Genomic DNA, 13742 nt, shown 5'->3' with positions numbered 1-13742 from the left:
TCTCCTCAGAAGCCTGTCGGGGTGCGGGTGTGCCAGTCAGTGTTCAACTGATACTGGTGCGCAACGTTGAGCAAGCGGCCTTCCTGGAAATACGGGGCGAGCAGTTGCACGCCGACCGGCAAGCCATCGACAAAACCGGCTGGCATCGACAGGCCAGGCAGGCCCGCGAGGTTGGCGGTGATGGTGTAGACGTCTTCCAGGTACGCAGCGACCGGGTCGCTGTTCTTGGCGCCGAGCTTCCAGGCCGGGTTGGGCGTGGTTGGGCCGAGGATGATGTCGACCTCATTGAAGGCGGCCATGAAGTCGTTCTTGACCAGGCGACGGATCTTTTGCGCCTTCAGGTAGTAGGCGTCGTAGTAACCGGCGGACAGGGCGTAGGCACCGACCATGATCCGGCGCTGGACTTCGGCACCAAAACCTTCGCCGCGCGAGCGCTTGTACAGGTCGGTCAGGTCCTTGGGGTCTTCGCAGCGGTAGCCGAACCGCACGCCGTCGAAACGCGACAGGTTGGACGAGGCTTCGGCCGGGGCGATCACGTAGTACGCTGGAATGGCGTGCTGCATGTTCGGCAGGCTGATTTCCTTGACCACCGCGCCGAGCTTCTGCAGCTCCTTGACGCTGTTGTGGATCAGTTCGGCGATGCGCGGGTCGAGACCTTCGCTGAAGTACTCTTTCGGCACGCCGATGCGCAGGCCCTGCAGCGAGCCGTTGAGGCTGGCGCTGTAGTCCGGCACGGGTTCGTCGATGCTGGTGGAGTCGTTCGCATCGAAGCCGGCCATGCCTTGCAACAAAATTGCGCAGTCTTCAGCGGTGCGGGCCAACGGGCCACCCTGATCGAGGCTGGAGGCGTAGGCGATCATGCCCCAGCGCGAAACACGACCGTACGTCGGTTTCAGCCCGGTGAGGTTGGTGAAGGCTGCCGGCTGTCGGATAGATCCACCGGTGTCGGTGGCAGTCGCCGCTGGCAGCAGGCGCGCGGCAACCGCGGCGGCCGAACCACCGGACGAGCCACCTGGCACGTGCTCCAGGTTCCACGGGTTCTTCACGGCGCCGTAGTAGCTCGACTCGTTGGCCGAGCCCATGGCGAATTCGTCCATGTTGGTCTTGCCCAGGGTCACGGCGCCGGCGGCGGCCAGCTTGGCGACCACCGTGGCGTCGTACGGGGCCTTGAAGTTGTCGAGCATCTTCGAGCCGCAGCTGGTGCGGATACCCTGGGTGCAGAACAGGTCCTTGTGGGCGATCGGCGCGCCCAGCAAGGCCCCGGTCTCACCCTTGGCGCGGCGTGCGTCGGCGGCTTGCGCCTGCTGCAGCGCCAGCTCTTCGGTGAGGCTGATGAAGCTGTTGAGCTGCGGGTCGAGCTGGGTGATACGCGCCAGCAGGACACGGGTCAGCTCTTCGGAGGAAAACTTCTTGTCGGCGAGTCCGCGGGCGATCTCGGCCAGAGTCAATTGATGCATTGCAGGCTCTTTCCCTTTAGTCGATGACTTTCGGAACCAGGTACAGGCCGTTTTCGACCGCTGGTGCGATGGACTGATAGGCCTCGCGGTGATTGGACTCGGTCACAACGTCTGCACGCAGGCGCTGGCTGGCTTCCAGGGGGTGGGCCAGCGGTTCGATACCGTCGGTATCGACCGCCTGCATTTCGTCGACCAGCCCGAGAATGCTGTTCAGGGCCGAAGTGATATGTGGAAGATCGGCTTCATTGAGGCCAAGACAGGCCAAATGAGCGATTTTTTCCACGTCGGAGCGTTCAAGCGCCATGGGATTCTCCAGTGGAAAACAAAACGGAGGTCGTCCGTGTGTTAGATTGTCGGAACACTACCGCATTTCTACGGTCATAAGGCCGCGATTGTGGGGGTTGGTGCACGGAAAAGCTGCCAATTTAACATATTGGCGCCTTGCCCAAAATCCCTGTCGTTGTTAGAGTTTGCCGCACTTTTTTACCCACGCGTTGCCTAGGGTCCCTTTCCCATGTTCAAGAAACTGCGTGGCATGTTTTCCAGCGATCTTTCCATTGACCTGGGCACTGCCAACACCCTTATTTACGTGCGCGAGCGCGGTATCGTCCTGAATGAGCCATCGGTTGTGGCCATTCGGACGCACGGTAACCAGAAAAGTGTTGTTGCTGTCGGCACCGAGGCCAAGCGCATGCTCGGTCGTACGCCGGGCAACATTGCTGCCATTCGTCCGATGAAAGACGGCGTGATCGCCGACTTCAGCGTCTGCGAAAAGATGCTGCAGTACTTTATCAACAAGGTTCACGAAAACAGCTTTTTGCAGCCAAGTCCTCGTGTGTTGATCTGCGTTCCTTGCAAGTCCACCCAGGTTGAGCGTCGCGCTATCCGTGAGTCGGCCCTGGGGGCTGGTGCCCGTGAAGTATTCCTGATCGAAGAGCCAATGGCCGCGGCCATCGGTGCCGGCCTGCCGGTTGAAGAAGCACGCGGTTCGATGGTGGTCGATATCGGTGGCGGTACCACTGAAATCGCGCTGATCTCCCTCAATGGTGTGGTCTACGCCGAATCCGTACGGGTTGGCGGCGACCGCTTCGACGAAGCGATCATCACCTACGTGCGCCGCAACTACGGCAGCCTGATCGGTGAATCCACCGCCGAGCGCATCAAGCAGGAAATCGGTACTGCCTACCCGGGCGGTGAAGTACGCGAAGTCGATGTTCGTGGCCGTAACCTGGCTGAAGGCGTTCCACGTGCCTTTACCCTGAACTCCAATGAAGTGCTCGAAGCCCTGCAAGAGTCGCTGGCGACTATCGTGCAGGCGGTCAAGAGCGCGCTGGAGCAATCGCCGCCAGAGCTGGCGTCCGATATCGCCGAGCGTGGCCTGGTGCTGACCGGTGGTGGTGCCTTGCTGCGTGACCTCGACAAGCTGCTGGCCCAGGAAACCGGGCTGCCGGTGATCGTTGCCGAAGATCCGCTGACCTGCGTTGCTCGCGGCGGTGGCCGTGCATTGGAAATGATGGATAAGCACACCATGGATCTGCTCTCCAGCGAGTAAGTTCGCCGGACGCCTCTATGCTGTTCACGCACAGGCAGCACTTTGCAGTGCTGCCTGTTGGCGTTTATCTTCTGTCAGTCTGCATCCAGGCCGGTTTGATGCCGTATGAATAAACAGAACATTTGCCTGGGAGGAGCGGCTTATTAAACCGCTTTTCGCCAAAGGCCCCTCATTGGGCGTGCGCTTTCTGGTGCTGGCCGTGCTATCGGTCGCCTTGATGGTGGTGGATGCCCGTTTTGACGTTCTCAAGCCTGCGCGCAGTCAGATGTCGCTGGTCTTGATGGATGCCTATTGGGTCACCGACCTGCCTGAGCGTTTGTGGCAAGGCGTGAGCAGCCAGTTTGGCAGCCGCACCGAGCTGGTCGCCGAAAACGAGAAACTCAAGACCGAAAACCTGCTGTTGCAGGGGCGCATGCAGAAGCTGGCGGCCCTGACCGAGCAGAACGTTCGGCTGCGCGAGTTGCTCAACTCCTCCGCACTGGTCAATGAAAAGGTCGAAGTGGCCGAGTTGATCGGCGTCGATCCCAACCCGTTCACCCATCGCATCATCATCAACAAGGGTGAGCGAGACGGCGTGGTGCTGGGGCAGCCGGTGCTCGATGCCCGGGGCCTGATGGGCCAGGTGGTCGAGCTGATGCCCTACACCTCGCGGGTGCTGCTGCTGACCGACACCACCCACAGCATTCCGGTGCAGGTCAACCGTAACGGCTTGCGCGCCATCGCCAGCGGCACCGGCAACCCGGAGCGCCTGGAGTTGCGCCACGTGGCGGACACGGCCGACATCAAGGAAGGCGACCTGTTGGTCAGCTCCGGCCTGGGCCAGCGATTCCCGGCAGGGTATCCGGTGGCCACGGTCAAGGAAGTGATTCACGACTCGGGCCAGCCGTTCGCTATTGTGCGGGCGGTGCCGACGGCGGCGCTCAATCGCAGCCGCTACATGTTGTTGGTGTTCAGCGACAGCCGCACCCCGGAAGAACGCGCCAACGAAGCCGCACAAGCGCAGGATGTGCAGGATCAGCATGTCGGCAACGCCGTCGTCGTGCCGGCGCCAGCACCTGGCGCTGCTCCATCGGCGGCGGCCCCCGCAGCGCCGGTCGCAGCGCCCGCAACGGCTCCCAAGCCAGTGACGCCGGCCAAGCCCGCAACACCGCCGGCCCAGGCAGCGCCGGTCAAGCCGTCCGCGACGACACCCGCAGCCACGACCCGGGGTAGAGAATAATGGCCAGTACCCGTTCCCGTAATGGCTGGATGATCTGGCTGACATTCGCCATCGGCTTGCTGCTCAGCGTTGTGCCTTTTCCCCATGTCGAGATCTTGCGTCCGATGTTCCTCGCCTTGCCACTGGCCTACTGGGCACTGGAAATGCCGCAGAAAGTCGGGATGCTCACGGCCTTCTGCCTGGGTATTGCCCAGGACGTGCTGTTTGGCACGTTGCTGGGACACAACGCACTGATCCTGACCCTGATCACCTTTCTGATCCTGACCCTGCAACAGCGGGTGCGGATGTTCCCGATGTGGCAGCAAAGCCTGGTGATCATGGTGATCCTGGGGCTCGCGCAGTTGCTGCAGTTGTGGCTCAGCGCCCTGACCGGCAACCGGCAGACGCTGGCTGTGCTTTTGCCTGCGCTGATCAGCGCGTTGCTCTGGCCCTGGGTCAGCTTCGGATTGCGTGGGTTGAGCCGCCGCTACAAAATCAATTAATTCGGTCAGGCATTTGCCCGCACCTCGACAGGGAGATGTCTTGATGATTGCGCTCTACCTCGCCTCAGGTTCGCCACGCCGGCGTGAGCTGCTGACGCAGATCGGCGTGCCGTTCACCGCCCTCGGCGCGGACATCGATGAAACCCCTCTGACAGACGAATCCCCTGCGGCCTATGTCGAGCGCCTGGCGCGCGGCAAAGCCCAGGCGGGTTACGCCGCGCTGAGCGCCGAACAATCCGCCGGCCCGGCTTGTGTGCTGGGCGCCGACACGGCCGTGGTGCTCGACGGACGGATTCTCGGTAAACCGCAGGATCAAGCCGAGGCGCAGGCGATGTTGCTGGGCCTGGCCGGGCGCGAACATGAAGTGTTGACCGCCATTGCCCTGCTTGATGGCCAGCGTTGCGAGTCGCGCGTGGTGCGCAGCCTGGTGCGTTTTCGCCCCATCGACCAGGCCGAGGCCAGCGCCTACTGGGCCAGCGGCGAGCCCAATGACAAGGCTGGCGGTTACGGTATTCAAGGGCTCGGTGCGGTGTTCGTCAGCGGGCTCAATGGCAGCTACTCGGCCGTGGTGGGCCTGCCCCTGTGCGAAACCTGCGAGCTGCTCGGCCATTTCGGCATACCCTGTTGGCAAACCCTTATCGCGCGCTCTGCGCCGTACTGACTTGATGCGGCCATAATCGTGAACATGCCTGAACGAGATCCTGCCATGAGTGAAGAGATTCTGATCAACATCACGCCAATGGAATCACGCGTGGCGGTGGTTGAAAACGGTGTCCTGCAAGAGGTGCATGTCGAGCGTACCCAGAAGCGCGGCATCGTCGGCAACATCTATAAAGGCAAGGTAGTCAGAGTGTTGCCGGGCATGCAGGCAGCGTTCGTCGACATCGGCCTGGATCGTGCGGCGTTCATCCACGCCTCGGAAATTTCCCTGCGCGAGGGGCCGGCGGTCGAGAGCATCAGCGCCCTGGTGCACGAAGGCCAGAGCCTGGTGGTGCAGGTCACCAAGGACCCGATCGGCTCCAAAGGCGCACGCCTGACCACCCAGCTGTCGATTCCTTCGCGCTACCTGGTGTACATGCCGCGCACCGCCCATGTCGGAATTTCGCTGAAGATCGAGGACGAAGCCGAGCGCGAGCGCCTCAAGCAGGTGGTCACCGATTGTGTGGCCAAGGAAGGTATCAAGGAAGCGGGCGGCTTCATCCTGCGCACCGCCGCCGAAGGCGCGGGGGGCGATGAGATCCTGATGGATATCCGCTACCTGCGGCGCCTGTGGGACCAGATCGGCGCGCAGATCAAGACCGTTGGTGCGCCCAACGTGATCTACGAAGACCTCGGCCTGGCCCTGCGGACACTGCGCGACCTGGTCAGCCCGAAGATCGAGAAGATCCGCATCGACTCGCGGGAAACCTTCCAGAAAACCACGCAGTTCGTCGCCGAATTGATGCCGGAAATTGCCGATCGCCTGGAGCACTACCCCGGCGAGCGGCCGATCTTCGACCTGTATGGCGTCGAGGACGAAATCCAGAAAGCCCTGGAGCGCAAGGTGCCGCTCAAGTCCGGCGGCTACCTGGTGGTCGACCCGGCTGAGGCGATGAGCACCATCGACGTCAACACCGGTGCATTCGTCGGGCACCGCAACCTCGAAGAGACTATCTTCAAGACTAACCTGGAAGCGGCGACCGCGATTGCCCGGCAACTGCGCCTGCGCAACCTGGGCGGGATCATCATCATCGATTTCATCGACATGGAAGATGAGGAGCACCAGCGCCAGGTGCTGCGCACGCTGGAGAAACAACTGGAGCGTGATCACGCCAAGACCAACATCATCGGGATCACCGAGTTGGGCCTGGTGCAGATGACGCGCAAGCGCACCCGTGAAAGCCTCGAGCAGGTCCTGTGCGAGCCCTGCAGCAGTTGCCAGGGCCGGGGCAAGCTCAAGACGCCGGAAACCGTGTGCTATGAGATCTTCCGCGAGATCCTGCGCGAAGCTCGGGCCTATCAGGCCGAAGGTTATCGGGTGCTGGCCAACCAGAAAGTGGTCGACCGGCTGCTCGACGAAGAGTCGGGCAACGTCGCCGAGCTGGAAGGTTTTATCGGCCGCACCATCCGGTTCCAGGTGGAGACCATGTACTCCCAGGAACAATACGACGTGGTGTTGCTCTGAATCGCTGCGTTGTGCGACTGATGACAGGTCAGCACTCGCGAAACCTGTTTTCCATGGGGACCCACTGACATGGAACGTCTGATCCGCATTCTGGGCGCGCTGACCCGCTGGGGGCTGGGGCTTTGCGCGTTGTTGCTGGTGCTGGTCGCGCTTTACGTCAACCTGGGGCGGGAGTTGTTTCCGCTGGTGGCCGAGTATCGGGCCGAGGTCCAGACCAAGGCCCGTGAAGCGCTTGGCATGCCCCTGCAGATCGGCACCCTGGAGGGACGCTGGAGCGGCATGTCGCCGGTCCTGTTGGCGCACGACGTCACGGTCGGGGAGGGCGCCAACGCCTTGCACCTGGATAAGGTGCGGGTGGTGCCCGACGTCTGGGGCAGTCTGTTGTCACGCGCGGTGCGCGTCCAGCACCTGGAGCTCGATGGCCTGAAGATCAGCCTCAAGGAGGGGGTCGACGGTCAATGGTCGCTCGAAGGCCTGCCGGTGCAGCAGGACAAACCCCTCGACCCCGAGCAACTGCTGAACCAGATGCAGATGCTCGCCCAGTTGTCGGTGCTCGACAGCCAGATCACCCTGCAACCGCTGGACCAGCCGCCGCTGACCCTGACTTACGTGGGCCTGAGTCTCAAGACTGGCAGCAGCCAGCAACGCCTCGACGTGCGGTTGACCCTGCCCGACGGGCAACCGCTGGCCATGAACCTGCGTAGCCGGATTCGCGCCAGCCAATGGAGAGACGCCGAGGCCGACGCCTACCTGAGCCTGCCGCAAAGTGACTGGGCACGCTGGCTCCCGGCAAGAATCACCCAGCAATGGCAGTTTTCCCAGATCAAGGCCGGAGGGGAGTTGTGGGCAACCTGGGGCAAGGGCACCTTGCAAAGCGCCGCGATCCGCCTCAATGCCCCGCAATTCAAGGGCGCCTACGGCGAGCGCAAGCCGGTGCAAATCAACAATCTGGCGCTCAACGGTTTTTTCCAGCGCAGCGCCGAAGGCTTCAAGCTGAGCCTGGATTCGCTGGCCTTGAACCTGGGTGAGACTCGCTGGGAAACCCGCCTGCAATTGCAGCAGACCTCCAGCACGGAAAAAACCCAGGAGCTCTGGCACCTGCAGGCCGACCGCCTCGACCTGACCCCCATCACCCCGATCCTCAATGCCCTGGGGCCACTGCCTGAAGGGGTGGCCACGACAGTGGAGCGACTCAAGGTCACCGGTACCTTGCGCAATGTACTGCTCGACATCCGCCCTGAAGCCACCGACGACAGCAAATTCAGCTTCGCCGCCAATCTGCAGCAGGTCGGCTTTGATGCCTATCACGGCGCGCCCGCGGCCCGTAACGTGTCCGGGAGCATCAGCGGTGATCTCGGACAGGGCGAACTGCGCATGGACAGCAAGGACTTCTCCCTGCACCTGGACCCGATCTTCGCCAAGCCATGGCAGTACATCCAGGCCAACGCACGGCTGACCTGGAAGCTCGACAAGCAAGGCTTCACCCTGATTGCGCCGTACCTGAAAGTGCTGGGAGAAGAAGGCAAGATTGCCGGTGACTTCCTGATTCGCTTGCACTTCGACCCGACCCAGGAAGACTACATGGACCTGCGGGTCGGCCTGCTGGAGGGGGACGGGCGCTACACCGCCAAGTACCTGCCCACGGTCCTCAGTCCCGCGCTGGACGAATGGTTGCGTACCGCCATTCTCAAGGGGGCGGTCGATGAGGGTTTCTTCCAGTACCAGGGCTCGCTGAATCACGATGCGGTCGAGGCGGCACGCAGCATCAGCCTGTTCTTCAAGGTGCATGACGCGGAGTTGGCATTCCAGCCCGGCTGGCCGCACCTGAGCAAGATCAGCGGCGATGTGTTCGTCGAGGACAGTGGCGTGCGCATCCTGGCCAGCAAAGGGCAATTGCTCGACACCCAGGTGCGCGATGTCTTCGTCAACATTCCCCACGTACCTGCGGGCAAGAACAGTCACATGTACATCGATGGCGCCTTTGCCGGTGGCCTGGGCGATGGCGTGAAGATTCTGCAGGATGCGCCGATCGGCACCGGTCCGACCTTTGCCGGTTGGCAGGGCGAGGGTGACCTGCAAGGCACGCTGAAGCTCGACATCCCGCTGGAGCAGGGTGAGGAGCCGAAGATCCTGGTGGATTTCAAGACTGCCAAGGCGCGCCTCAAACTCAGCGAGCCGGAGCTGGAACTGACCCAGCTCAAGGGCGACTTCCGCTTTGACAGCACCAAGGGCCTCAGTGGCCAGGGCATTACCGCGCGGGCCTTCGACCGGCCGGTGAGCGCGCGGATCTTCGCCGATGGCAAGGGTGGCAAGATCAATACCCGGGTCACCGCGTCCGGCCAGGTCACGGTGAAGAAACTCACCGAGTGGCTGAAGGTCACCCAGCCGCTGCCGGTTTCCGGCGACATCCCCTATCAGTTGCAGCTCAATCTTGATGGCGCCGACAGCCAGTTGATGGTCAGCTCCAGCCTCAAGGGCGTCGCCGTTGATTTGCCGGCACCCTTTGGCATGTCGGCGGCACAGGGCCGCGACACGGTGTTTCGCATGACCCTGCAGGGCGCCGAGCGGCGCTACTGGCTCGACTACGGCGACCTGGCAGACTTCACTTTCGCCGCGCCAGCGAGCAATTTCGCCGACGGTCGTGGTGAGTTGTTCCTTGGCAGCGGCAACGCGGTATTGCCGGGCGCCAAGGGCCTGCGCATCCGTGGTGTGCTTTCGGAGCTGGATGTGGAGCCCTGGAATGCCCTGGTCGATCGTTATTCCGGACAGGATCCGGGGGGCAGTGCCAAACAGCTGCTCAGCGGTGCCGACTTCCGGGTCGGCAAGCTCACGGGGTTCGGCACCACCTTGGATCAGGCGCGGCTGCAACTGGATCGCAAGCCGACCGCCTGGGCGCTGCAACTCGATAGCCAGCAGGTCAAGGGCGCGGTCGGGCTGCCTGATGCCAAGGGCGCTCCGATTACTGTGAACCTGCAGTATGTGCGCCTGCCGGCGCCGGACCCAGCGGTGCAGGCCGACGAAAATGCCCCGGATCCACTGGCCTCGGTCGACCCGACCAAAGTGCCGGCCCTGGATATCAATATTGCTCAGCTGTTTCAGGGCAAGGACCTGGTAGGTGCCTGGTCCCTGAAAGTGCGGCCCATTGCCAAGGGGCTGGCGTTCAACAGCATGAACCTGGGGCTCAAGGGTATGCAGCTGCAGGGGGCGGGCGGCTGGGAAGGTGTGCCGGGCGCCACCAGCAGTTGGTACAAGGGCCGACTCGAGGGCAAGAACCTCGCGGATGTGCTCAAGGGCTGGGGGTTCGCACCGACGGTAACCAGTGAGAACTTTCACCTGGATATCGACGGGCGGTGGCCCGGTTCACCGGCCTGGGTCGGCCTGAAACGCTACTCCGGCAGCCTGGATGCCACGCTGAACAAGGGGCAGATGGTTGAAGTCGAAGGGGGCGCGCAGGCGCTGCGGGTATTCGGCCTGCTCAACTTCAACTCGATTGGCCGACGCCTGCGCCTGGACTTCTCCGACCTGTTCGACAAGGGCTTGAGCTACGACCGGGTCAAGGGCTTGCTGGTCGCCAGCAGCGGGGTGTATGTCACCCGCGAGCCGATTACCTTGACCGGCCCCTCGAGTAACCTGGAGCTCAACGGCACCCTGGACATGGTCGCTGACCGGATCGATGCCAAGGTGCTGGTCACCCTGCCGTTGACCAATAACCTGCCGATTGCCGCGCTGATCGTCGGCGCGCCGGCGGTGGGTGGTGCGTTGTTCCTGATCGACAAACTGATCGGTGATCGGGTGGCGCGATTTGCCAGCGTCAAGTACACCGTCAAGGGCCCGGTAAAAGAGCCGAAGATCACCTTTGAAAAACCTTTTTGAGGCGCTTTTTCCGAACGCACGCCAAGGGCCTATGGAGTAGCATGGCCGCTTACCTGAAACGGAGTGCGCCATGTCTCTTGCGGTGATTCAAATGGTCAGCCAGAGCGATGTGCTGGCCAATCTTGCCCAGGCCCGCAAGTTGCTCGAGCAGGCCGCCGAGGCGGGCGCACGCTTGGCCGTGCTGCCGGAAAACTTCGCTGCCATGGGGCGGCGCGACGTCGCTGAACTTGGCCGCGCCGAGGCGCTGGGCGACGGCCCGATCCTGCCATGGTTGAAACAGACCGCCCGTGACCTCAAGTTATGGATAGTGGCCGGCACCCTGCCATTGCCGCCGCGCGATCAACCCCAGGCGAAGGCCAATGCCTGTTCGTTGCTGGTCGACGAGCATGGCGAAACCGTGGCGCGGTACGACAAGCTGCACCTGTTTGATGTCGATGTGGCGGACAATCGGGGGCGCTACCGTGAATCCGATGACTATGCTCATGGCAGTACGGTGGTGGTGGCCCAGACGCCGGTAGGCCGGGTTGGCCTGACGGTGTGTTACGACTTGCGCTTCCCCGAGCTGTACAGCGAACTGCGCGCCGCCGGGGCTGAGCTGATTACCGCCCCTGCGGCGTTTACCGCGGTGACCGGTGCGGCCCATTGGGAGGTGCTGATCCGGGCGCGGGCCATCGAGACCCAGTGTTATGTGCTGGCGGCCGCGCAGGGAGGCACACACCCGGGGCCGCGCGAGACCTTTGGTCACGCCGCGATTGTCGACCCCTGGGGGCGCGTGCTGGCCCAGCAGGACCAAGGCGAGGCCGTGCTGCTGGCCGAACGTGATAGCAGCGAACAGGCGTCCATCAGGGCGCGGATGCCGGTGTCCAGTCACCGGCGCTTTTTCTCGCAGGGCGCACAGCGACCTGCCTCAGAACGTTGAATTAAGGCGTAAACCTATGAGCGAGTTGTTGTCCTCAGTCAGTGAACATCTGCTAGCGCCAGGCGGCGTGACCATCGAGAACCTGCAAAGCGTGCTGGGTGACCTGGCGGGGCCGGGCATCGATGCCGCCGACCTGTATTTCCAGGGACAGATCTCCGAGTCCTGGGCGCTGGAAGACGGCATCGTCAAGGAAGGCAGCTTCAATCTGGACCAGGGCGTGGGTGTGCGGGCGCAATCGGGTGAGAAGACCGGTTTTGCCTACAGCAATGCCATCACCCTGGAAGCCCTGGGCCTGGCGGCCCGTGCGGCCCGTTCGATCTCCCGCGCCGGGCAGAACGGCACGGTGCAGGCTTTTACCACCCAGGACGTCGCCCAGCTGTACGCGCCGGATAACCCGCTGGAAGTGTTGAGCCGTGCGGAAAAGGTCGAGCTGCTCAAGCGCATCGACGTCGCCACGCGTGCGCTCGATCCGCGCATCCAGCAAGTCACCGTGAGCATGGCCGGGGTCTGGGAACGGATCCTGGTGGCCTCCACCGACGGTGGCCTGGCGGCGGATGTGCGACCCCTGGTGCGCTTCAACGTCAGTGTGATCGTCGAGCAGAACGGCCGTCGTGAGCGCGGTGGTCACGGCGGTGGCGGGCGGACCGACTACCGCTATTTCCTGGCTGAAGACCGTGCCATGGGTTACGCCCGCGAGGCCCTGCGCCAGGCGCTGGTGAACCTGGAAGCGATCCCGGCGCCGGCCGGCACCTTGCCCGTCGTGCTGGGCTCGGGCTGGTCCGGGGTGTTGCTGCACGAAGCGGTGGGCCACGGCCTGGAAGGCGACTTCAACCGCAAGGGCAGTTCGGCCTATAGCGGCCGCATGGGCGAGATGGTCGCTTCCAAGCTGTGCACCATTGTCGACGACGGCACCCTGGCCGGTCGCCGTGGCTCGTTGAGCGTCGATGACGAAGGCACGCCGACCGAGTGCACCACGCTGATCGAAAACGGCGTGCTCAAGGGCTATATGCAGGACAAGCTCAACGCGCGGCTGATGGGCGTGGCACGTACCGGCAACGGTCGACGCGAATCCTATGCGCACCTGCCGATGCCCCGCATGACCAACACCTACATGCTCGGTGGCGAAAGCGATCCGGCAGAAATCATCGCCTCGGTGAAGAAGGGCATCTATTGCGCCAACCTCGGCGGTGGCCAGGTTGATATCACCAGCGGCAAGTTCGTGTTTTCCACCAGCGAAGCGTACCTGATCGAGGACGGCAAGATTACCGCACCGGTCAAAGGCGCAACCCTGATCGGCAACGGGCCGGAAGCCATGAGTCGGGTGTCGATGGTCGGTAACGACCTGTCGCTGGACAGCGGTGTGGGGACGTGTGGCAAGGATGGGCAGTCGGTGCCGGTGGGTGTCGGCCAGCCAACCTTGAAAATCGACGCGATCACCGTGGGTGGCACGGGCGCGTAAGGGGTGGAGCTGCGGATGGGTTGCCAGGCAACCCATCCGCGACGAGGTTCAACGCAGGCCGCGTTGTGTCTCGTCCAGCTCGCGGATGTATTTGAAGATTTTACGGCTGGAAGCAGGAGGTTTGTTTTGCGCAACCTCGTGCTGAGCCTGACGGATCAAGGAGCGCAATTGCTGGCGGTCCGCGTCCGGGTACTCGATGACGAATTTTTCCAGGACAGCGTCGTCGCCGGCGATCAAGCGATCACGCCAGCGTTCCAGACCGTGGAAACGTTCGTTGTATTGGCGAGTGGAGGCGTCGAGTTGGTCCAGCAGTACCAGAATGGCACTGGTGTCCTGATCGCGCATCAGCTTGCCAATGAACTGCAGGTGCCGTTTACGCGCGATATTCGCGGTGTGCTTGGGCGCATCGGCCAAGGCCCGGCGCAAGGCGTCGGTCAAAGGCAGTTTTGCCAGCAAGTCAGGCTTGAGTGTTGTAAGGCGCTCGCCAAGGTCAACCAGAGCATGTAGCTCACGTTTGACCTGGGATTTGCTTTTTTCTCCCGTATCGAGGGAGTCGTCGTAAGAATCAACCATGGTGGCCGTCCGCAAAGAAACGCCGCCATGATAACCAGTCGGGG

At 62.8% G+C, this 13742-nt stretch carries 11 protein-coding genes; 8 read left to right on the top strand and 3 right to left on the bottom strand.

The annotated features are described in order from the left end of the window. Positions 1–5 precede the first annotated feature (5 nt). Together gatA and gatC are read right to left on the bottom strand one after the other, a co-directional pair. Positions 6–1457 carry an Asp-tRNA(Asn)/Glu-tRNA(Gln) amidotransferase subunit GatA gene (gene gatA, locus H7995_RS15955; RefSeq protein ID WP_185818591.1) on the bottom strand — a complete coding sequence of 484 codons (1452 nt, stop codon included), beginning with the start codon at positions 1455–1457 and terminating at the stop codon, positions 6–8. Positions 1458–1473: 16 nt separating this feature from the next. Beyond that, positions 1474–1761, bottom strand: a complete 288-nt coding sequence (gene gatC / locus H7995_RS15950; protein WP_020297123.1) for an Asp-tRNA(Asn)/Glu-tRNA(Gln) amidotransferase subunit GatC — start codon at positions 1759–1761, stop codon at positions 1474–1476. Positions 1762–1971: 210 nt separating this feature from the next. On the opposite strand from gatC, the gene mreB reads away from it, so the two are divergent. From mreB to tldD, 8 genes are all read left to right on the top strand, one after another. Further along, complete coding sequence (gene mreB, locus H7995_RS15945) at positions 1972–3009, top strand: rod shape-determining protein MreB (protein WP_002555108.1); 1038 nt, start codon at positions 1972–1974, stop codon at positions 3007–3009. 142 nt (positions 3010–3151) lie between these two features. Next, entirely contained in the window at positions 3152–4228 is a 1077-nt protein-coding gene (gene mreC, locus H7995_RS15940) for a rod shape-determining protein MreC (RefSeq protein ID WP_166588800.1), read from the top strand. Next, positions 4228–4710: a rod shape-determining protein MreD gene (gene mreD, locus H7995_RS15935; protein WP_095169335.1), complete on the top strand. Its 483-nt coding sequence runs from the start codon at positions 4228–4230 to the stop codon at positions 4708–4710. The genes mreC and mreD overlap by 1 nt, the downstream gene beginning before the upstream one ends. Positions 4711–4753: 43 nt before the next feature. Continuing rightward, positions 4754–5371 carry a Maf family protein gene (locus tag H7995_RS15930; RefSeq protein ID WP_185818590.1) on the top strand — a complete coding sequence of 206 codons (618 nt, stop codon included), beginning with the start codon at positions 4754–4756 and terminating at the stop codon, positions 5369–5371. Positions 5372–5416: 45 nt separating this feature from the next. Next, entirely contained in the window at positions 5417–6874 is a 1458-nt protein-coding gene (gene rng / locus H7995_RS15925) for a ribonuclease G (protein ID WP_095169337.1), read from the top strand. Positions 6875–6943: 69 nt separating this feature from the next. Beyond that, positions 6944–10747: a YhdP family protein gene (locus H7995_RS15920; protein WP_185818589.1), complete on the top strand. Its 3804-nt coding sequence runs from the start codon at positions 6944–6946 to the stop codon at positions 10745–10747. Positions 10748–10817: 70 nt separating this feature from the next. Next, positions 10818–11666 carry a carbon-nitrogen hydrolase family protein gene (locus H7995_RS15915; RefSeq protein WP_166588772.1) on the top strand — a complete coding sequence of 283 codons (849 nt, stop codon included), beginning with the start codon at positions 10818–10820 and terminating at the stop codon, positions 11664–11666. Between the two features lie 16 nt (positions 11667–11682). Then, positions 11683–13125, top strand: a complete 1443-nt coding sequence (tldD, locus tag H7995_RS15910; RefSeq protein ID WP_095169340.1) for a metalloprotease TldD — start codon at positions 11683–11685, stop codon at positions 13123–13125. A gap of 48 nt (positions 13126–13173) precedes the next feature. Here the strand turns inward: tldD and yjgA are convergent, their stop codons facing one another. Further along, positions 13174–13698, bottom strand: coding sequence for a ribosome biogenesis factor YjgA (yjgA, locus tag H7995_RS15905; RefSeq protein WP_095169341.1), 525 nt, complete (start codon positions 13696–13698; stop codon positions 13174–13176). Positions 13699–13742 lie beyond the last annotated feature (44 nt).

The organism is Pseudomonas kielensis (assembly GCF_014236655.1).
Taxonomy (GTDB): Bacteria; Pseudomonadota; Gammaproteobacteria; order Pseudomonadales; family Pseudomonadaceae; genus Aquipseudomonas; species Aquipseudomonas kielensis.
The sequence above is the reverse complement of the archived record's forward strand: the minus strand, read 5'-3'. Positions and strand labels throughout refer to the sequence as shown.